We start from the raw sequence: 19567 nt of genomic DNA on the forward strand, positions 1-19567 counted from the left end.
ACCTGCCACTGCGCGTGCAGGTTCACGCCGCCTCGGCGCACAGGGCGTGCAGGTTCACGCCGCCTCGGCGCACAGGGCGTGCAGGTTCACGCCGCCTCGGCACACAGGGCGTGCAGGTTCACGCCGCCTCGGCGCACACGAAGGGGGGTCAGTCGTCAGTCGTCGTCGACGGGGACGATCGAGGACGTCGTCGTCGGGTGCGAGGAGAGACCGTGGCGATCGAACTTCTGCCCGGAGGCGAGGCCACCGAGGTAGAAGGCGATCAGCGCGATGATGATGCCGGCGATGTCGTCGGCGACGTAGTGCCAGCCGAAGTAGAGCGTCGCGACGATCGTGATGCCGAAGTTGGCCCAGAAGACCCAGTGCACCCAGCGCGTCTTGATCGTGTACTGCGCCATCAGGGCGACGAGCAGCGTGATCGCGCAGTGCAGCGAGGCGAAGCCCGCGACGGAGTTGACGGTGTCCCCGGAGCCCTGCCACCACAACACCGCTTCACGCCCGTTGTAGAGGCTGTCCATCAGCTGCGTCGTCGGGGTGTTGTCGAGGTTCTCGTAGAGCCAGGCGTACTCGAAGCCGGGACCGGTGGTCGGCAGCATGTAGTACGACGCGGTGCCGAGCGCCCACGCGAGGCACTGCGAGGTGGCGAACCAGTAGCCGAAGCTGATGTTGCGCGACCACACCAGCCACGCGGCGAGGCCGAGCGGCACCAGCGGCAGGAACCACAGGTAGATGTAGGAGAGGAAGTGGGCGACGACACCGGAGCCGAGCAGGTCGTGCAGGACGATCGCGGGCTCGTGACCGAAGAAGATCTTCTGGTCGAGCAGGTGCAGCGCGCGGTCGTAGTCGGCGTCGAGGCCCATCACCTCGGGGAGGAACGACTTGAGGTTCCGGTAGCTGACGTAGGTGATGTAGAAGCAGACCAGGCCCAGCACCACGAGGGTGAGGCGGTCACGGTTCCAGTGGGAGACCCACCGGTCCCGCACGATCGGCCACATCCGCCCGGGATGGAGCCGCGAGCCCCACAGCATGCGCGGAAGCATGTCGAGCAGCAGCGCGCCCGAGACCAGCAGCGGCAGCCGCGCCCATGAGGGCCCGAGGAATCCCTCGGGGTCGACGAGACGCTTGTCCAGCGCCGCAGACGTGATCAGCGCCAGCGCACCCATCAACGTCGCGACGCCGATGAGGAGTACGTAGGCCCGGCGATGCACGGACGTCAGTCTAGGGACTCAGCGCCGGTTTCCAAGGTGACGGGCAGCACGGCGAGGCGTGCGGGATCCGCCACAAGGCGGACCTCGGCACCCACAGCGGGAGCGTCGGCCAGACCACCGGCGGCCACGGCATCGAGTACGCCGATGCCCGCGACGTCGACCCGCAGCCGCAACGTCTCCGGCGTCAGTCGCGCCTCGAGCACCCGGCCGTGGAGTGGTCCGTCGGTCGCGACCCGGAGCGCCGAACGGCGCAGCGCGACAGCCAGCACGGCTTGAGTGCGCGGACCTCCGTGAGAGGCATCAACGAGCGCACTCGACTCGGGAAGCGTGGCGAGCACGCGCGCCGCCGGCCCACCGGTCAGCACGGTCGCGTAGCCGAGGAACGCCGCGGCCTCGGCGTCAGCGGGCTGCCGCCACACCTCGTCGAGGGTGCCCTGCTGCACGAGTCGCCCGTCGCGCAGCAGCGCCATCCGGTCGGCGACCGCGAACGCCTCCTCGTGGTCGTGGGTGACGAAGAGCGCCGTGGTGCCCGCCGCGAGCAGGATCGAGCGGAGGTCCGCGGCGAGGCGCTCGCGCAGGGTCAGGTCGAGAGCCGAGAGCGGCTCGTCGAGGAGCAGCAGTCGCGGCGAGGTGGCCAGCGCCCGGGCGAGGGCGACCCGCTGCCGCTCGCCACCCGAGAGCGTGGACGGCGAGCGGTCGGCGTACCCGGCCAGGCCAACCAGCTCGAGCAGTTCCGCGACCCGGGCGCGGACCGTGCGCCGCGGCGTACGGCGGAGGCGGAGGGGGTAGGCGACGTTGTCGCCGACGGTGCGGTGGGCGAAGAGCTGGCCGTCCTGGAAGAGCAGCGCGAAGCCCCGCTTGTACGTCGGGACGCCGGCGAGGTCGCGGCCGTCCCAGGTGATCTGCCCCTCGGTCAGCGGCTCGAGGCCGGCGACGGCGCGCAGGAGGGTCGACTTGCCGCATCCCGACGGGCCCAGCACCGCCAGCACCTCGCCGGGCTGCACGTCGAGGGACACCTCGTCGAGCGCTGCTCGCGCGGCGCCGGGATAGGCCACGGACACGGAGGTGAGCGACAACACGTCAGAACCCTCCCACGCCGGGGACCCGCAGCCGCTCGACAGCGAGAAGCACGAGTGCGGTCAGCGAGGCGAGCACGAGGGAGGCCGCCAGCGCCATGCCGTAGTGGTCGGCGCCGGGGTGGCCGAGGAGGCGGTAGATGACGACCGGAAGCGTGGGCGCGTCCTCCCGCACGAGGAACGAGGTCGCCCCGAACTCCCCCAGCGAGACCGCGAAGGCGAAGCCGGCCGCGGCCAGGAGCGGCTTCCAGACTACCGCGACGTCGATCGTCGCCAGGACCCGCAGCGGCCCCGCGCCGAGCGAGGCGGCGGCTTGGCGCTGGCGGTCGTCGATGCCGGCGAGGACCGGGACGAGCGTGCGGACGACCAGCGGCAGCGCGACGAGCGCCTGGGCGATCGGCACGAGCATGGGCCAGGTGCGCAGGTCGAGCGGCGCCTCGTCGAGCGTGACCAGGAAGCCGAAGCCCAGCGTCACCGCCGAGACCCCGAGCGGCAGCATGAAGAGGCCGTCGAGGACGCCGCGGAGGCGGCGTTCGACCGGGCCGTGGGAGCGGCGGGTGACCAGCAGCGCGATCACGAGCCCGAGACCCACCGCGAGCCACGTCGCGTCGAGAGCGGTGGCGAGGGAGTTGCGGAGTGCCTCGGTGACCGCGATCCGCCCGTCACCGACGGTGCGCAGGGCACGGAGGTGGGCAAGCGTCCAGTGGCCATCGGAGCGCAGGGCCCCGGACACCAGCGCCCCCAGCGGCACCACGATGAGCGCGAGCGCCACTCCGACGAGCGCGAACGCCGGGAGGTCGCCCGCCCGTGGCCGGCGCGGGGTGACCGGCCGGCGGTCGACAGGTGCGGCGTGCGCCCGCGCCCGGTGCGCCACCGCGAGCAGCACGGTCACCACGAGCAGCTGGAGCAGCGAGAGGGCGGCTGCTCCGCGCAGGTCGAAGAGGTCCGTGGTGAGCAGGTAGATCTCGGTCTCGACGGTCGCGTAGCGCAGGCCGCCGAGCACGAGCACGAGTCCGAAGGCCGTGGCGCAGAAGAGGAAGACGACGCTCGCGGCGGAGACCACCGATCCGCGCAGCGCCGGGAAGGTGACGTCACGCAGCACCCGGAGCGGGCCAGCGCCGAGCGCGGCCGCCGCCTCCGCCGGCCGCGGGTCGAGGCTCTCCCACGCCGGCCCGACGGTGCGCACCACCACGGCCAGGTTGAAGAAGACCAGCGCCGCGATGATCGCCGCGGGACTGTCATGGACGCCGAGCCCACCGAGCAGCCGGCCCTCGGCCAACAGGTTGTCGAAGGTCAGGCCGACCACCACGGTCGGCAGCACGAACGGCAGCACGAGCACCAACCGCAGCAGCCGGCGGCCCGGGAACCGCAGCCGGTAGGCGACGTACGCCGCGGGAAGGCCGAGCAGGAGGGTCAGGGCGGTGCCGGCGGCAGCCGACCAGACGGTGAACCAGAGCACCCGCAGCGTGCGCTCCTGCTGGAGCACGTCGAGCGCAGCGGAGCCGTCGAAGGAGCCGTCCGGCCAGAACCCGAGCGCGAGCATGCCGCTGACCGGCAGCAGGAAGAAGACGCCCAGGACCAGCAGCGGGCCCGCCGCCAGCCCCACGAGGGCCAGCGAGCGGCCGGCCCGCAGCCGTGGGGTCAGCGCGTGGTGACGTTGCGCCACTCGGCCAGCCACTCCTGGCGCTGATCGGCCAGCTCGTCGGCGTTGAAGGTGTAGACGCGGCTCGGCTGGTGGGCGTGACGGGCCCACTGCTCGGGGAGCGGGGTCCCGGTCGCGACGGGGAACATGTACATGCTGTCGGGCAGCGCCGCCTGGACCTCCGGCGAGACGAGGAAGTCGACGAGCTCACGAGCACCGGCGGGGTTCTCCGCGTTGGCCAGGACGCCGGCGTACTCGACCTGCTGGATGCAGGTGTCGAGGAGCGCGGCGGTCGTCGACTCGCCGGTCTTCTCGTCGACCGTGAACGCCGGCGAGGTGTCGTAGGAGACGACCATCGGGCGCGTGCCGCCGCTCTTGCCCGCGGTGAAGCCGCCGTAGTAGGCGTCGCTCCAGTCCTTGGTGATGTCGGCGCCGTTGGCGACCAGGCGGCTCCAGTAGTCGGTCCACTCCTCGTCGTACTGGTCCATCGTGGCGAGCATGAAGAGCAGGCCGGTCGTCGAGCCGGTGGCACCGGGGACGACGAGGAGGTCCTTGTACTTCGGCAGGGTGAGGTCCTCGAGGGTCGACGGCGGCTGCAGGCCCTTCTCCTCGAACCAGGTGAGGTCGACGTTGACGCAGACCGCGCCATGGTCGACCGGGGTCAGCATGTCCTTGTCGTCCGCGCCCTTGAGCAGGAACTTCGAGGCACCCTCGGGCAGGTCGGCCTGGTAGTCGGCGAAGACGCCCTCCTGCAGGTCGAACGCAGCCGAGCCGTTGTCGACGCCGAAGGCGACGTCGCCGAGCGGGTGGTCCTTGGTCAGCGCGAGCTGGTTGGGCAGGCCGTCCTCGACCTTGCGGACCTCCAGCTCCAGGCCGGTCTCGCTCTCGAACTTCGCCAGCAGTTCGTCGGGCAACGCGAAGTCACCGTGCGTCACCAGCGTGACGGTCGAGCCTGCGACCGGAGCATCGGTCGAGGCCGCCTCGGTGCCGGTGCCCTGCGGGTTCTTCTCCTTGCCGGCCAGGCTGCAGCCCGCGAGGGCGAGGCTGGCGACGGTCAGGGCAGCACACGTGCTCAGCGTGGCGCGGCGGGCAAGGCGGGGCATGGAGGCTCCTTCACGAGGGGTCGGCACAGGTTATCGCTGCTCTCCGACAGCGCTGACCGCCCGTCCGCACAGCCCTTGAGGGCGCGCCGTCGCAGGCGCAGACTGGAGAGAGGGCGGGCGCACCGTACAGCCCTCCCACAACCAGTGGAGATGATCTCGGTGGACACACTCACGGCTGGCACCCGCGCGACCTACGACGTCCTCATGGAGCGGCTCGAACGTGCCGCCTCCACCGACCCGGAGCGCGACGACCCGCGGTCGCGCTACCCGGTCACCGACACCTTCCTCGCCAGCGCGAGCCGGCACGTCAACGCAGCCACGGCCGTCCTCGTCCCCGCCGCCCGCAAGCGGCTGTCGGACGGGTCCGCCCGCGGTCACGCGTTCGTCGCGCAGGTACGCCGCCTCGAGGCAGCGATGGCGCAGGTGAAGGCGCGCCTGTACGGGTCGACGTACGCGATCGGGCGGAGCTGGAGCTCCGTCTGGGACGACACCCGGATCGAGCTGGAGGCCACCCGTGCGCTCGAGGAGGAGCTCTGTCACGACCTCGACGTACGCCGCGAGGCCGGCGACCCCGACTGGGGCGACAAGCTCTACCGGGCCGAGCTCCACGCGCCGACGCGGCCGCATCCCTACGTCCCGCACCAGGGCGTCCGCGGCAAGCTCGCCCGTGAGGTGGCGCTGCGCGTCGACCGCTTCTGGGACATGGCCGAGGGCCGCATGGCACCCGAGCCGGTCCGGCACCACGACCGGTCGCACGACGGGCCGATCACGCAGTACTTCCTCGCCGACCCGCACTTCGTGGAGGACGCGGAGGAGAAGAGCTAGGTGCTCTAGAGGGTCACCTCGGCATAGGCGATCTTGACGCACTCCACGAACGCCGTGGTCGGCGCGTCCTTCCTCGGCTTCGCGGTGAGCTGGCCGAGCATGACCGCCTGCGAGGCCCCGGGCGCGCTGTCCAGGCAGGTCCGGGCCTTCGCCCAGGCCGTGTCGCGCTCGCCATAGGCGGGGGCCTCGATGCGGACGCCGGCGCGGGCAACACCCAGCATGTAGTCGTCGAGGTCGAGGCATCCGTCGAACGCCGCGATCCACGCCTTCGCCTCGACCCCCGGGACTGAGAACGGCGCGCTGCGGTAGACAGCCTGGTTGGTGAGCACGCCCATCCGGACCAGGTCCTCGACGCCGATGCTCTCCACCAGCCTGTCGGCGATGCAGGTCGAGGCCTCGGAGCTGACCAGCGGCTTCTCGTCGCCGCCCGGGTTGTTCTCCTTGTAGATCCCGCGCGCCAGCTCGACCTTCGCGCTCGGCCCGAGATCCACCGGCGAGGGGCTCACGACCTCCGCCGACGGGTCGCCCTCTCCCCCACCACACCCGGCCACGGCGAGCGCGCCGAGGAGGGCCGCGACGGCGGCAGGGCGGGCAACGGGACGGCGTACGACGGAGGGCACGAGCGCGAGCGTAGCCCCCGTTTCGCGCGCAGGGGTCGTCGTCCGTATACTTCCGGTCGTTGCTTTCGGGCAGCGGCGCCGCCTTAGCTCAGCTGGTAGAGCAGCTCACTCGTAATGAGCAGGTCGTCAGTTCGAATCTGACAGGTGGCTCCACACCAGAAACCCCGCCCCACCAGCCAAAACACCGGCTGAACCGGGCGGGGTTTTTGCTTCTCATTCCCTGTCCTCCGCGTCTCGCGAACCCCCCGCGAACCCCGGACCCTCAAAACGGGCCTCTGACGAGGCATTCAGACGGTCCAGTCCAGCCCGGTCGGCGTTGGTGCCGAGGTGCTTCACGTAGAGGTTCGTCGTTCCGATCGAGGAGTGCCCCATCCACGCCTGAACCGTCGCCGGATCGACGCCCTTGGCCAACCAGAGACAGGCAGCCGTATGGCGAAGGTCGTGCACCCGCCGACCGGCTCCGGTCGTCTTCCACCGGGTCGTGCGTCGGAACGGTGTCGCGTGCAGCTGCGCCCCGCCGTCCGTCGTGAACAGCAGGTCGTTCGGCCCCTTGTCGCGGGCAAACGCCTCGATGATCGAGAGAACCCGGTCAGCAACCGGCACCCGCCGACCTCGACGGCCCTTGGTCTGCTTCACGCCGACGCCTTCCGGCGCAGCCCGCTCGACCACCAGCAGCGGCAACGGCACCCGCATGAAGTCGCGCACCCGCATCTCGCGGAGTTCGGACCAGCGCAGACCCGTCCAGCCAGCGACGAGGACCACCCGCGAGAGTTGGACGTTGTACTCGGCCACCGCCTGGACAACCTCCTCCAGTTCCGCTTCCGAGAATGGGTACATCTCGACGGACTCCCTCGTCTGGCGCGGCACCCGCGTGACGGTCACCGGGTTGGTCACGATCAGGCGCTCCTGAACGCACCAGCCGAAGAACGACGAGAGCGAGGCCCGGAACCGCTCGACCGAGGCCTCCGCCATGCCCGCGCGCGACATCGCCACCAAAGCGCGCTGCACCTCGCGGTCAGTCACGGCAGCCACCGACATGGCGGCGATCGTCGCGGGCACATGCCCGACAGCCCACGTGTCAGAGCGATGCGTCCGCTTCGACACCGATGCTTCGCGGACCCCCAGCCACTCGGGCAGAAGATCGCGGACGCGCTGCTTCCCGGCTCGGGGGTCCACTCCCCCAGCGATCGCGGCGCGCTCACGCATGACCCACGCATTCGCCTCGCGACGGGTGTCGAACGTCTTCGAAGCAACCTGAATGCGGCCGATCTTCACGTGGCCGCGCCAGCGCCCGCTGTCCGTCTTGCTGACGGTCATGCCGCCACCCCTTCAAGCCAGTCGAGCACGTCGGCCTCGCTGTAGCGCGGCGTCGTCGGACCGAGCCAGTAGACGCGGGGTCCGATCCCGGCCATCCGCCACCGGCACAGCGTCGACGCCGACACGCACAGACGCTTGGACACCTGCGTCGTCGTCAGCATCCGAGGCAGCGCCTCGACATTCGTTCCCTGCTCCATCACCTAGTTCCCTTCTCCGAGTTGGTTGTCATGCGGTCTTGCGCTGGTCTGCTCGCCATTGGTCGTACTCGCGGGCGCGGGCCGCAGCAGACGCGGCGAGGGTGGCGTCACCTGGGCTCGTCCAGCCGGTGCCTTGGTAGGCCCACGAGCCGACGACGAGGGTCGTTTCCTCGAGGTCGTCGGCCAGCAACCGCGCCTCGAGGTCGCGCACGTCGAGCGGGCGACCGGTCCGCTTCGATTCCTCGACCGCAGCCGCGAACCGCTGGCGCATCCGACGCAGGAACCCGTGAGTCACGGAGTACTTGCGCGACTTCGACGAGAAGTGGCCCCGGAAGCCCAACATCCGCGCCCACTTCCGCAGGAGCCCGTACTCACTCAGGGCGTCGAACTCCCGAGCGCGGGCGGCAAGGTCGCGACACAGGTTCTCCATGTGCTTGAGGTGCTGCGTCTGGCCGGGCTTCCGGATCGAGGTCGCGTCCTTGGTGACATACTTCGCCAAGTAGCCGGCCACCTGCTCCGGGGTGAGTTCGCGGTCCGGGTCATCGGTGCGGTGGCCCGGACGGACCTCCTTCACATCAAGCTGCGACCCCCAACGCATCCGCCGGTCCACGTCGTCGGCGTCGATCGCTGGAGCAGCGGCGGAGACATGCGGCACCGTCGAGGCCACCACCTGCGCCAGTTCGCGGGCACCCATGGGCGCAGGTGATCCGGGACCGTCGATTCCGTCGAGGCGGATAAGGGCGTGAAAGTGGACCAGCCCGCGCGCTTGGTACTCCGCCACCTTCGCGTACTGGAGCGATGCAACCGAGCCCAGGTCATCAGCCTTGGCCCCGAGCGCCTGAGCGATCGCACGTCGGAGGTTGTTCGTGGTCAGTCGCCAGAGTTCGGTGGCGGTGAACTGCCAGAGCACGGCGCCGTGCCAGTCGTAGCAGTCCCAGCAGATGGGAGAGCCGACGATCGGGTCGTGCTCGTCATGGATCGCCATGCAGCCGACCGCGCGACCGTGCTCGCAGACCTTGACCCGATCGCGAGGACGACAGCGCTTGCCGTTCTTGTCGTGCCGATGGACGTGCCCAAAGGACGGCGCAGTGAAGGTGACGAACAGCAGCGGGTTGTCCCCCACCGACTCCGGGACGCCCTTGCCACCCGAGACGCCAGCGCGCAGGAGTTCGAACGTGTCACGTGCGTACCGGCGTGAGCAGGCCGGACAGACCTCGGCTCGGCGGTTGCCGCACGGCACGTAGAGCACACCTAGCGGTGCGTCGTTCGACGAGAAGGTGCCCACGACTTCGCCGGTCCGGGTGTCGACCGTGCTCGACGAGCCGACGAGGCGAATCGGGTTCGCGCAGTTGCCCACCTGGGCAGCCGTGTCGGCCCATTTGTCGAACGACCCATCGAGCAGCCGGGAGACGATCGCCGCCTCCGCAGCCGGGGTCATGTTGGGCAACTCCAGCGGCGCACCGTCACCGAACCCCCAGAAGGAGGCCGACGGCGATGCGCCACTGTGGTTGTCCATCACGGTCACGCAGCACCGTCCAGCGGCAGGGCGTCCTGCACCCACGTGTCCTTGGACGTGCGGTGAGCACCGGCCCAGTAGCCCCCGGCGATCTTCTCGTCAGCCACGAAAGCGGCGCAGGCATCACGCACCGGGCAGAACCGGCACACGTCGGCCATGAGTTCACCGAGGATGACCGGGGCGGTGCCCTTGTCGGCGGTCCACGGCAGATCGGGGATGCGGCGGCATGCCGCGTCCTTCATCCAGTTGGTGTTCATGCGCCGACACCTCCGAACGCTGTGAGTGCAGCTGCACCGAGTTCGTTGAGGGCGCCAGCGAGAGCGCCACCGGGTGCGGTCATGCCGAGGAAGAGTCCGAACACGGTGGTCAGTACGACGGTGGCGGGGTTGGACTTGGCGAGGATCGCGACCGGGATCGCGAGCAGGGCAACAACGGCGAGGATGGTCATGCGGCTTCTCCTTCTTCGGTGATGGGCTCCAGCACGGTCGTGTCGGAGTGGTCGCGACTGCCCCACAGGCGGGCGGCTTCGCGAATGGCTTCGTCGGGCCAGTAGGTGGCGCGGGCACGGTCGACGGCGCCGGAGTCCTCGACGACCCACGCGGTGCCAGGACAACTCGGGTTGATCCGGTGAGCGGGCGCGAGTTTGGCCATGCCGTCGCCGAGCACCATCGAGGTCTCTTCACGTGTGCGGAGTCGGAGCGCGATGGTCTGGGTGAAGAGGCCTCGGGCGTTGATGACCTCCTTGCGGGGGTCCTGCACGAACGCAACCACCACGACGCCGAGGGCGCGGCCTTGGGTGAGGATCAGCGACAGCAGCCGGTTGGCCTCGTTCTTCACATCCCGTTCGGCGTAGGCCGTCACCGCGGCCAGTTCGTCGATGACGAGGACGTGCAGCGGATCGCCAGCGGTCGGCACGTGCAGGCGGGTGTTGCCGATCATCTGCGCCCCGCGCTCGTCGATCACCGCAATGAGGTTCTTCAGCACCTCGATCGCCGCCTCCGGCTCGTAGGCCCGGGCGTGGAAGAGCGGATCCCCGATCGAGAGTTCAAGTCCCTTCTTGAGGTCGATCCCCCACAACTGGACGTGCTCGGCCTTGACCGCCGGGGCGAGGCCGCAGCAGATGTTCCACAGGATCGAGCCCTTGCCCGAGCCGGACGCCCCGACGACGAGGGTGTGCCAGCCGCGAACCTTGAGCAGCCACTCCCGACCGGCCTGCGTGGTGCCGACCGGGACGGCGTCGAAGATCGCCCGGGGCACCTCGGGCAGCGTGGCCGTGCGGGGCTTGGCGAGCAGTTCGCGCATCACGAACTCGACCACCAGCACAGAGGCGGGGCGCTTCGGCAGCGGCCAGCACCGGAAGGTCTGGACCCCGTAGGCCGCAGCTAGACGTTCGGCACCCGCTTCCAGTTCGGCGATCGTCTGCCCACGTCGGGCCTTGATCCGAATCGTGACCGCATGCCCGGACACGGACAGGCGGCGAATCTTGGGGTGCTTCCAGCCCTCGACCGTCAGGGTGTCGGTGCCCCGGGCCTTGGACTTGGTGACCTTCTTCGACAGCCCGGAGTCCCGGCACGTGCCCTTCCACGTCGAGGTGATCTTGAGGACCCACCACGCACGACGCAGCGCAGACACGGCCCAGCCCGGACCCCGTCGCGCAGCCGGGAACAGCCACGCGACGAGGCCCAGGACAACTCCACCGGCGATCAGGAACACCAGCAGTTGAGCGACGGCAGGCATCACGCGGCCTTCTTCGCCTGACCCGGCTCGACCATGCCGTCGGCTCGGTACGACCACGCGATGCGGGGACGGCTACCGGAGTCGTCGACGTACGGCAGCGCCGAGAGGCCGACGAACTCGACCGGCGTGAACGGCATCGCGGAGTTGTTCGCCGGGGGTACCGGCTGCACCTTCGCGGCGAACTTCACCGTGACGACCATGTCCTTCTTCCCCGCCTCCGGGTCGAAGTCAAGGACGGTCACCTGCCAGAGCGGCAGACCCGTGTCCTTGTCGAGCGCCTGGACACGGTTCTCCTTCGTCGACTTGTCGAAGTCGATGACCGGCGTGACCGCCTGCTCCCCCTCGGCGGTCGGCTTGATGCCGAGGCCGTACGGGAACGCCGAGGTCGTGGGAATCGGGAAACGCTTCTGCATTGCCATGGGACTTGCCTTCCGAGATGTGTCGGTCGCCTCTCGACCGACCTAACAACTATTAGGACACCATCTCAACTGTTAGGTCAAGACCGACGCGCGAACACGTTTTGCGAGGCAATAGGCTCGGCGTACTGTTAGGTCACTGTTAGGTGACCGACGCGACGACCGAAGGAGGCAGCGATGACCGACGCAATCAGCGCGCGCGGGCCTCTCCAGACGCGGATCGTTCACGACATCCGGAACCAGATCGAGGCGGGCGAACTCCGCGACGGCGAAGCCCTCCCCTCGACCCGCACACTCGCGGAGCGCTTCGGCGTCAGCGTGTTCACCATCAACGAGGCGATGAAGGTGCTCGCGGCCGAGGGGCTGGTCGAGAACCAGTCGCGCTCACGCCGCACGGTGCGCGCGCCTGGACTCGCGGCTGCGACCCGACCGGAGCAGCCGCGCCGGATCGTTCTCGTCGGCGGATACGCCGGAAGCGGCAAGACCGAACTGGGTCGAGTGCTGGCCCGTCAGACCGGTTGGCCGGTCCTCGACAAGGACACGATGACCCGCCCGCTAGTGGAGCGCGCCCTTGAGGCGCTGGGGCAGCCCGCGAACGACCGCGACAGCGAGGTCTACTCCCGCGAGATCCGTCCGCACGAGTACGAAGCCCTCATGGCAGCCGCGTACGAGAACGCCGACTGCGGGGTGGCGGCAATCGTCACGGCGCCGTTCGTTGCCGAGTTCTCCGACGCTGCATGGCTGGAGCGCGAGCGCGCCCGGTTCGAAGAACGCGGCGTCCCCGCGGAAGTCGTCTGGGTCGCGTGCGATGCCGAGACGATGCACACCTACATCCGCCGACGGGGTGCCGCGCGCGATGCGGCGAAGTTGGCCGACTGGCCCGCCTACCTCGCGAAGGTCGACCCGAACCGGCGCCCCGCAGGCGCCCACCACGTCATCGACAACTCGGTCGACGCCGAGCCGCTGACGGCGCAGGCGAAGCGCCTCCTTGAAGCCATGAGCGGAGCCACGGCGTGACCGCTCCGGTGCGCGTCCTCGTCAGCCGCGAGACAGACGACGAGGTCGGCGCCCAGATGATCGGCGCGCTTCCCGGCGTCGAGGTCGTCCGCTACGACCCGAACAACGACCTGCCCGACGAGGACCGGGACGCTGCCGTGCTGATCCCGCCGTACCGGAGCAGCCACCGACCGATCCCCCTACTCGCGCAGTTGCCCGCCCTTCGCCACGTGCAGCTGCTCACGGCCGGAGCCGATGAGTGGGCCGGCGACGTCCCGGCTCACGTCTCGTTGGCGACCGCGCGCGGCGCTCAGGCCGGACCCGTCTCGGAGTGGGCGCTCTCCGCGATCCTGACGATGTTCCGCCAGTGGCCCGCGCTGGTCGACTTCAAGCGAGAGCACACCTGGGCACACCGCCGCGTCTCCGCCGACACCCTCGACGGCGCTCGCGTGATGATCCTCGGCGCAGGTGCGATCGGAACCGCGACGGCCGACCGTCTTCGGGCATTCGGTGCGGTTCCCGTGCTCGTCGCCAGCACTGAGCGCGACGGCATCCACGGCCCCGAGAGCGTGCCTGGACTACTTCCGTACTGCTCCGTCGTCGTGATCACAGCGCCGCTCACCGAGCAGACCCACGGCATGGTCGACGCGGCCTTCCTCGCTGCGCTCCCTGAGGGCGCCCTCGTCGTCAACGCCGGACGCGGCAAGATCGTCGACACCGACGCGCTCGTCGCGGAACTCCAGACCGGACGCCTGCGCGCTGCGCTCGACGTGACCGAGCCCGAGCCGTTGCCGGAACATCACCCGCTGTGGGACTGCCCCGGCACGATCATCAGCCCCCACATGGCTCGCACGGTCCCCGGCACCAACGCGCTGTGCTACTCCGTCGCGGCCGAGCAGATTGCCTCGCTCGTAGCCGGAGAGCGACCCGCGCACCTCGTGATCCGCCACTGACGGACGGCGGCCAAGAACCACTCAGTGAGCGTGGCGAGTGCGACCCTCGACAGCGGCAATGAGCCGGTCGTCAGCGCCAAGCTTCTTCAGTCGAAGAACGAAGGCGCGGGACGGCTTCGACGGAACCGTCGCCTTCACCACGTACAACTTGCCAGCGGACCGCGTACCTGCCGTCGCCGCCGCGGAGCGCGAGCGGACCTTGTGAGACATACCGCCACCCCTCCCATGCGCCATAGCGAGATGCTAGCGCGGTTGCTGAAGCGACACGCCCAACTTAACGCGACCGACGAAGAACGCTCCTGTGAAGGGCAGCACTCGCGTCCCCGAGGATGCGCTGAACCTTCGTCGACTCAAGCTTCGCCGAACTACCGGCGGGCCCGTCCAAGGCGACACAGCCCACAACCCGTCCGCCGCGATCGTCATCGATGATCGGCATCGCGACGACGACGCCGTGCTTGCCCTGCAACTTCTTGAACTCTTCGAACGAGAGCCCCAGCCTGACGTCATCCGACTGAGCAAGCCAGGTCGCCTCCGATGCATTCGCAAGATGGGACCAAGCCGCGTCAACGTCAAGCCCGACGAACGACTGCCGTTCCACCGCGTACCCGATGACCCCCTTGCCCGGTGCCCAAGACACTCCAGAGGTGTTCATCCTGTTCCGCGCCCGCTCGCGGTAGATGCGCTGCATCTGCTTCGCCCTCGGGGGCCAGTTCCACAGAGGACGGTGGACTTCATATGCAGCGATCCCAAGGTCCAAAGGGCTCACCTTCGTAGCCGCCCAGATCTCCCAGAACGCCGTCCGCAGCACTTGTCCAGCGTCCTCACGGCGACGCTCGGCCTTCGGAGCGAGATACTCGCGGACTGCGGTCGCAGTCGTGGAAAGGAATGCCAGGACCGCCGCCAGCACGACCAGACGAATAGCCCAGCCCTTCCCGGGCGTCCAGACTCCTGCGCTCTGCAGCCCCACGACAACGGCGACAAGGGCAGCCGCCAACGCAGCAACAATCCTCAACAGGAGGACTACTCGTCCGCGGCTCATACGCTCCCTCGACGCCCTTCGTCAGCCCGAGGATCGTAGCGCTGCGGCCGTTGCAGCGGGTGCGAACTAGAGCCGACCCAAGCGCACGGGATGTGCTGCAGCGCTACGGAGATGAGGGGCGCCGCCTTTGCGGTTCCATGCCACCACCGCTGCATCCCGTGAGAGGCTCGGCGCCGTGACCAGCACTGTCCATAGCCCGAGCCGCTTCCTGATGATCGGGCTCTCGCTCTCAAGCGCGCTCTCAGCGCTCGCGCTGGCCGCCGCATCATTCGCCCGGTTCGGCGGAGCCCTCCATGACCACCGCGAGATGACGCGCATGATCGAGTCGGACCTCCTGACTGGGAGCACAGAGATCCCGACTTGGTATCTCGTCACCGTCGCCCTGCTGGACATCACCTGGTTCCTCGCTACCGGCCTCTGGATCGTCGTAGCCGCGACCGGCTGGGCCATCGAGCGGCGGACCGTCCCCACGCTCTACGTGGCCATCGGCTTCTTCCTGCTGGGCGTGCTGCCGATCACCTTGCACTGGCTGCCGTTCGATCCTCTTTGGCTTCCGCACGCCCTCCCGCCGGTCGGCATCTTGCTGCGTGCCTTGGTGGGTATCACGGCTCTGGCCATGGCAGTCGTAGCCCTGCTCAACATGCGTACGGGCAGATCCACGATGTCGTGGTTGCCCACTACGCCGTTCGCCCCGCTGGCCGAACCGGAGGACCTCCGGACAGCCCGCTCGTCGTCCCCGGGCGCCTGATCATGACCCCACCGTCGAGCACAGCAGTAAGCCGGTACCTGCACTGGGTGTTCCTGCAGGGCGCGCTGTTCATGTCTGCTGTGGCGGGCCAATCCACGATCGCAGACTTCAGCTTCTACTCATGGCCGTTCAAGACGCTTCAGGTCGCATTGTTCCTCTGGGTTGCCTTCGTACTGGTTCGCAACCTCGTCCGGCTGTGGCGCGCCCCGGCTGCGGAGGCCCGGCGAGCGCATCGACTGCCACTTTTCCTCGTCGGCGCCGCATTCCTTCTCTTTGCGAGCGGCCCGCTGATCGAGGGTCGACACCTCAGCACCAAGCCCCTGGGCGTCATCTGGCTTCTCGTTGGGCTCAACCTGATCGCCTTGGGCGTGCGGGAGGTGCTCCGACTCCGCCGCGTCCGAACCACGACGATCACCGCCTGATCGCCGCCACGGGAGCACTTTCCTTACTGGTTCAAGCGGCGCCTCCGGCGCCGAAGGCGCGGCCTCCGGGCATGCGGCGCTGGCGCGCCGGTCCCTGCGGCTCGCGCCGAAATGGCGAAGTGGGCACCCAGCCAGACAAGGCCAGGTGCCCACTTTGCGTACGGTCAAAGGCGCAGCTGCGAGGGAGGACGAGCGCGACCCGACGCAGCCGACGCACCAGCGGTCACGGTAGCGCCACTCGGCCACGGTGGAGACGATGTCCGACACCTCCGGGGCCGCCCCGAAGCCTCACCCTCCGCGCCGTTCCCCTGCCTGTCATCGCGAACCCCCGGCGAACCCCGCCAGCGCACTCCAGCGCATCGCGTGCAACGTCAGCACGCGGGAATCACGCGGCAAAACACCCACCGGACCGACTCGTAATGAGCAGGTCGTCAGTTCGAATCTGACAGGTGGCTCCACGACGAAGCCCCGTCCATCCGGACGGGGCTTCGTGCATCTTCAGCCTCAGGTGCAGGCGTCAGCAGTACTTGACCAGGCCGCCCTCGCGCGCGCAGAACTTCCCGTAGCGGTAGTAGATGCCGTCCTTGCGCTGCTGGCCCTCGGCCGCGACGATCGTCGAGCCGTCCATGCACCCGTTGTACGGCGAGGGCAGCACGTTGCGCGCCTGCCAGATGTGGTCGCAGTCGTCGGACTTGCCGTCGAGCGGTGCCTTCACGTCGTACTTGCTGGGTTCGGCGGTGATCGTCATCTGCACGTCGTCGGTCGGCACCGGCGGGGCGGTCGCGGCCGACGGCGCGGCACTGGGCGTCGCGGACGCGGTGGCAGCGGCGCTGGCCTCGCCGTTCTTGCGCGCGAGGTCCTCGGCCGCCTTGGCGAGGTCGGAGTCCGGGGTGACGCCGGCGCTGGCGGTCGGCGCAGGAGCGGCTGTCTCGGTCCCGCCGCAGGCAGCAAGCGCGAAGAGGAGGGCCACGACACCGAGAAGACGCATGGCACGAGGATGACTGTCTCGTCTGCCGCGAGCAAGCCGCGGCCGGTGCCGCCGTGTCATCGCTCCGCCACCACGGTCTTCTCGCCGTTGGTGAGGGTCAGTCGGCTGCCCCGCAGGGTGACGTCGACGTGGTCACCGACGTCCGCGAGCTCGGCGAGGCGACTGTGCGGCCCCATCGGTGCCGCCTCGGTCCAGATTCCCCGATTGACCACGGTGAAGCCGTCGTCCTCCCAGCGGATGTCGAGGCTCCCGCTGTTGACGCCATCACTCATCTTGAGGTCACCGTCGACGAAGCGGAGGTTGCCCTCGACCACGTTGTCCGCACCGAACCCGGTCATCGACGTCACGGTCCATTCCCGGAACGCGATGGGCAGCGGCACGCCGTTCGCGAGGAAGAGCGCGCCACCGAGGACGGCGCCGGCGACCAGCACGAGGAGCGCCGCGACGACGACCAGGAACCGCTTCATGGAGCCAGCATCGCGCCCCATCCAGGTCCGCGCAGGCGAATCAGCCGACCGCGGTCACGACCCCGAGGCAGCCGCGGGCACGAGCGCGCGGTGGAGCTCGGCGAGCTGCGCCTGCATCGTGGGCACCGCATCCAGCAGCACGAGCCGCTGCTCGAGGACCTGGAGCAGGCCCTGGACGCTGAGCAGCGTCTCCTCGGTCCGCCTCAGGAGCCCTTCGACCGAGCCGAGCGTGTCGCCGACCTGGCCGAGCATCTCGTCGGCGCCCCGGAGGGTCCGGTTGACGTTCTTGAGGATGTCGGAGACCGGGTTCAGCGCCATGTCAGAGGAGCCCCAGCGCGTCCAGCGGCCACGAGAAGACGGCCCACAGCAGCTCGACGATGCTGGTCAGCGTCAGCGTGCTCTCCGGCCCCGTGCCATGGGCGTCCATCCAGAACGCGCCGGCGATCACATAGGCGAGCGCTCCCAGCGCCAGCAGCGTGGCGGCCCGCCCTGAGGCGAGGTCGTCGTCCATCGTCACACGGTCCATCTCTGCGCTTTCCATGATTACTACCATAGGGTAGTAATCATGGAGACGCTACCCTGCCCTCGATGACCAGCCACGAGACCCCGCGCAAGCGTCGGCCGTACGCCGCCCGCATGCCCGTCGACCAGCGTCGTACGGAGCTGCTGGACGCGGCGCTGCGGGTCGTCGCGCGCGACGGCTACGACGCGCTGACCGCGCAGGCCATCGCCCACGAGGCCGGCGTGACGAAGCCGGTCCTCTACGGCGCCTTCTCGACCCTGCCGGCTCTGCTCGAGGCGCTCCTGGACCGCGAGGAGGCGAAGGCCCTCGGCCAGCTCATGTCAGCGCTGCCGTTCGCGATCCTCGGGGACCCGGCGACCCTGGCCGGCCGCATCACACGCGCATGGGCCACCGCCGTGCGGCGCGAGCCGGTGACCTGGCAGCTCATCCTCGCAGGCAACGGCGCGATGCCGGCCGCGCTCGCCGACCGGATCGAGGCGGCCCGCGCCCAGTTGCGCAGCCAGCTCGCCTCGCTCATCGGCACCTACGTGCCGGCGGACCACGCCGACCCCGCGATCCTGGCCCGTGCCCTGGTCGCGACAGCCGAGGAGTTCGGCCGGCTCCTGGTCAGCGAGCCGGAGCAGGTCGACATCGACCGCCTCGCGACCACGGTGCAGGCCCTCGTCACGGGCGTGGCGCAGCAACGACGCCGGGGCTGAGGCGCTCAGCGGGGGTAGACCTCGACCTCCACGGCCTTCACCACGAAGACCGCGGGCACCCCCGGCTCCAGGTCGAGCTCGGCGACTGCCTGCGGGGTGACGAGCGCGCTGAGCGCTCCCGCGCGCACCCGGACCAGGTCACCCTGCGGCTCGAGGGCATCGACGGTGACCGGCCACGCGTTGCGCGGGGAGCCCTCGGGCGCCCGGCGGTAGACCGAGACCGCCGCGGGCCGGAACGCCGCGACCGCCGCCCCGCCCTCCTCCAGGCCGTCGTGCGGCCGGCCCGAGACGCTCCGCTCCCCCACGAGTACGCCGGACGCCCACCGTCCGGCGAGCAGGTTCAGGCCGGCGACGCGTGCGGCGAAGGCCGACCGTGGCCGGGTGAGGACCTCGGCGGTCGGACCGTCCTCGACGACCCGTCCGTCCTCGAGGACGACGACCCGGTCGGCGAGGAGGAGCGCGTCGAGCACGTCATGGGTCACGATCACCGCCGTGCGGTCGCGCAGCACCTCGCGGAGCAGGTGGCGCAGCGCCGGTCGGGCGTCGACGTCGAGCGCCCCCATCGGCTCGTCGAGGAGGACGACAGCCGGATCAGCGGCCAGTGCGCGGGCAAGCGCGACCCGCTGCGCCTGGCCGCCGGAGATCTGCGAAGGCCTGCGGTCCGCGAGCTCGGCGCAACCCACCCTCGCGAGCCAGGTGCGGGCGATCTCGGACGCTGCGGCACGACCTGCTCCGCCCGACCGGGGACCGAACGCGACGTTGGCCAGCACCGACAGGTGCGGGAAGAGCAACGGGTCCTGGGCGAGCAGACCCACGCCGCGCCCGTGCGGCGGCACCCAGGCCGCGCGACCGGCCAGGACACGGTCGCCGAGCTCCACCCGCGAGGCCTCGTCACGCAGGCTGCCGGCGAGCACGCCGAGCAGCGTCGACTTCCCCGCCCCGTTGGGACCGAGAAGCGCGACGGTCTCGCCCGGCTCGATGTGCAGCGCGAGGGCCACGTCGCGTGCCGCGACGTTCGCCTCGACGAGGAGGCCGGCGCCCCCGGACCGGAGCGTGCTCACTGCACGCTCCGGTCG

At 69.9% G+C, this 19567-nt stretch carries 24 protein-coding genes and 1 tRNA gene; 7 read left to right on the forward strand and 18 right to left on the reverse strand.

Annotated features, from left to right (window positions below):
* Positions 1-155: 155 nt before the first annotated feature.
* From VLF38_RS16070 to VLF38_RS16085, 4 genes are read right to left on the reverse strand one after another with little or no spacing between them, the layout of a single operon-like run.
* Positions 156-1208 (reverse strand): phosphatase PAP2 family protein, encoded by a 1053-nt coding sequence (locus tag VLF38_RS16070; RefSeq protein WP_325272249.1) that lies wholly within the window; start codon positions 1206-1208, stop codon positions 156-158.
* A gap of 5 nt (positions 1209-1213) precedes the next feature.
* Positions 1214-2287: an ABC transporter ATP-binding protein gene (locus VLF38_RS16075; RefSeq protein WP_325272250.1), complete on the reverse strand. Its 1074-nt coding sequence runs from the start codon at positions 2285-2287 to the stop codon at positions 1214-1216.
* Position 2288: 1 nt separating this feature from the next.
* Positions 2289-3950, reverse strand: coding sequence for an ABC transporter permease (locus VLF38_RS16080; RefSeq protein ID WP_325272251.1), 1662 nt, complete (start codon positions 3948-3950; stop codon positions 2289-2291).
* Positions 3926-5029 carry a thiamine ABC transporter substrate-binding protein gene (locus VLF38_RS16085; protein WP_325272252.1) on the reverse strand — a complete coding sequence of 368 codons (1104 nt, stop codon included), beginning with the start codon at positions 5027-5029 and terminating at the stop codon, positions 3926-3928. The genes VLF38_RS16080 and VLF38_RS16085 overlap by 25 nt, the downstream gene beginning before the upstream one ends.
* 159 nt (positions 5030-5188) lie before the next feature.
* On the opposite strand from VLF38_RS16085, the gene VLF38_RS16090 reads away from it, so the two are divergent.
* Positions 5189-5854 carry a hypothetical protein gene (locus tag VLF38_RS16090; RefSeq protein WP_325272253.1) on the forward strand — a complete coding sequence of 222 codons (666 nt, stop codon included), beginning with the start codon at positions 5189-5191 and terminating at the stop codon, positions 5852-5854.
* Between the two features lie 5 nt (positions 5855-5859).
* On the opposite strand, the gene VLF38_RS16095 is transcribed toward VLF38_RS16090, so the two are convergent.
* Positions 5860-6474 carry a hypothetical protein gene (locus VLF38_RS16095; protein WP_325272254.1) on the reverse strand — a complete coding sequence of 205 codons (615 nt, stop codon included), beginning with the start codon at positions 6472-6474 and terminating at the stop codon, positions 5860-5862.
* Between the two features lie 77 nt (positions 6475-6551).
* Between VLF38_RS16095 and VLF38_RS16100 the strand changes: the two genes are divergently transcribed.
* Positions 6552-6627: transfer RNA gene (locus VLF38_RS16100), tRNA-Thr, on the forward strand.
* 60 nt (positions 6628-6687) lie between these two features.
* Here the strand turns inward: VLF38_RS16100 and VLF38_RS16105 are convergent.
* Genes VLF38_RS16105 through VLF38_RS16135 form a run of 7 tightly spaced genes read right to left on the reverse strand, consistent with a single transcriptional unit; the run spans position 6688 to position 11660 of the window.
* Entirely contained in the window at positions 6688-7791 is a 1104-nt protein-coding gene (locus tag VLF38_RS16105; RefSeq protein ID WP_325272255.1) for a site-specific integrase, read from the reverse strand.
* Positions 7788-7988 carry a DNA-binding protein gene (locus VLF38_RS16110; RefSeq protein WP_325272271.1) on the reverse strand — a complete coding sequence of 67 codons (201 nt, stop codon included), beginning with the start codon at positions 7986-7988 and terminating at the stop codon, positions 7788-7790. The genes VLF38_RS16105 and VLF38_RS16110 overlap by 4 nt, the downstream gene beginning before the upstream one ends.
* Positions 7989-8016: 28 nt before the next feature.
* Positions 8017-9504, reverse strand: a complete 1488-nt coding sequence (locus tag VLF38_RS16115) for a replication initiator (protein WP_325272272.1) — start codon at positions 9502-9504, stop codon at positions 8017-8019.
* Between the two features lie 5 nt (positions 9505-9509).
* Positions 9510-9761, reverse strand: a complete 252-nt coding sequence (locus VLF38_RS16120; protein WP_325272256.1) for a WhiB family transcriptional regulator — start codon at positions 9759-9761, stop codon at positions 9510-9512.
* The gene (locus tag VLF38_RS16125; protein WP_325272257.1) at positions 9758-9952 is read right to left on the reverse strand and encodes a hypothetical protein; all 195 of its coding nucleotides are present in this window, start codon (positions 9950-9952) and stop codon (positions 9758-9760) included. Before VLF38_RS16125 ends, VLF38_RS16120 begins: the two co-directional genes overlap by 4 nt.
* Entirely contained in the window at positions 9949-11241 is a 1293-nt protein-coding gene (locus VLF38_RS16130) for an FtsK/SpoIIIE domain-containing protein (RefSeq protein WP_325272258.1), read from the reverse strand. Before VLF38_RS16130 ends, VLF38_RS16125 begins: the two co-directional genes overlap by 4 nt.
* Positions 11241-11660 carry a plasmid replication, integration and excision activator gene (locus tag VLF38_RS16135; protein WP_325272259.1) on the reverse strand — a complete coding sequence of 140 codons (420 nt, stop codon included), beginning with the start codon at positions 11658-11660 and terminating at the stop codon, positions 11241-11243. The genes VLF38_RS16130 and VLF38_RS16135 overlap by 1 nt, the downstream gene beginning before the upstream one ends.
* A gap of 174 nt (positions 11661-11834) precedes the next feature.
* On the opposite strand from VLF38_RS16135, the gene VLF38_RS16140 reads away from it, so the two are divergent.
* On the forward strand, positions 11835-12674 hold the full coding sequence (locus tag VLF38_RS16140) for a GntR family transcriptional regulator (protein WP_325272260.1): 840 nt from the start codon (positions 11835-11837) through the stop codon (positions 12672-12674).
* Entirely contained in the window at positions 12671-13606 is a 936-nt protein-coding gene (locus tag VLF38_RS16145; protein WP_325272261.1) for an NAD(P)-dependent oxidoreductase, read from the forward strand. The genes VLF38_RS16140 and VLF38_RS16145 overlap by 4 nt, the downstream gene beginning before the upstream one ends.
* Positions 13607-13880: 274 nt before the next feature.
* On the opposite strand, the gene VLF38_RS16150 is transcribed toward VLF38_RS16145, so the two are convergent.
* Positions 13881-14645, reverse strand: coding sequence for a hypothetical protein (locus VLF38_RS16150; protein WP_325272262.1), 765 nt, complete (start codon positions 14643-14645; stop codon positions 13881-13883).
* Positions 14646-14820: 175 nt separating this feature from the next.
* Between VLF38_RS16150 and VLF38_RS16155 the strand changes: the two genes are divergently transcribed.
* Positions 14821-15393 carry a hypothetical protein gene (locus VLF38_RS16155; protein WP_325272263.1) on the forward strand — a complete coding sequence of 191 codons (573 nt, stop codon included), beginning with the start codon at positions 14821-14823 and terminating at the stop codon, positions 15391-15393.
* A 47-nt stretch (positions 15394-15440) separates the two neighbouring features.
* Positions 15441-15815, forward strand: a complete 375-nt coding sequence (locus VLF38_RS16160; protein WP_325272264.1) for a hypothetical protein — start codon at positions 15441-15443, stop codon at positions 15813-15815.
* Between the two features lie 517 nt (positions 15816-16332).
* Here the strand turns inward: VLF38_RS16160 and VLF38_RS16165 are convergent.
* From VLF38_RS16165 to VLF38_RS16180, 4 genes are read right to left on the reverse strand one after another with little or no spacing between them, the layout of a single operon-like run.
* Positions 16333-16803, reverse strand: a complete 471-nt coding sequence (locus VLF38_RS16165; RefSeq protein ID WP_325272265.1) for a hypothetical protein — start codon at positions 16801-16803, stop codon at positions 16333-16335.
* Positions 16804-16859: 56 nt separating this feature from the next.
* A complete protein-coding gene (locus tag VLF38_RS16170; protein ID WP_325272266.1) occupies positions 16860-17270 on the reverse strand; it encodes a hypothetical protein in 411 nt (136 codons plus the stop codon).
* 54 nt (positions 17271-17324) lie between these two features.
* On the reverse strand, positions 17325-17588 hold the full coding sequence (locus VLF38_RS16175) for a hypothetical protein (protein WP_325272267.1): 264 nt from the start codon (positions 17586-17588) through the stop codon (positions 17325-17327).
* Between the two features lies 1 nt (position 17589).
* The gene (locus VLF38_RS16180) at positions 17590-17811 is read right to left on the reverse strand and encodes a hypothetical protein (RefSeq protein WP_325272268.1); all 222 of its coding nucleotides are present in this window, start codon (positions 17809-17811) and stop codon (positions 17590-17592) included.
* Positions 17812-17858: 47 nt separating this feature from the next.
* On the opposite strand from VLF38_RS16180, the gene VLF38_RS16185 reads away from it, so the two are divergent.
* On the forward strand, positions 17859-18491 hold the full coding sequence (locus tag VLF38_RS16185) for a helix-turn-helix domain-containing protein (protein WP_325272269.1): 633 nt from the start codon (positions 17859-17861) through the stop codon (positions 18489-18491).
* Positions 18492-18496: 5 nt separating this feature from the next.
* Here VLF38_RS16185 and VLF38_RS16190 read toward each other — a convergent pair.
* Positions 18497-19567 (reverse strand): sulfate/molybdate ABC transporter ATP-binding protein (locus VLF38_RS16190; protein ID WP_325272270.1); only part of this gene is annotated, 1071 nt, incomplete at its 5' end.

It is taken from the genome of Nocardioides sp., assembly GCF_035481145.1.
Classification (GTDB): Bacteria; Actinomycetota; Actinomycetes; order Propionibacteriales; family Nocardioidaceae; genus Nocardioides.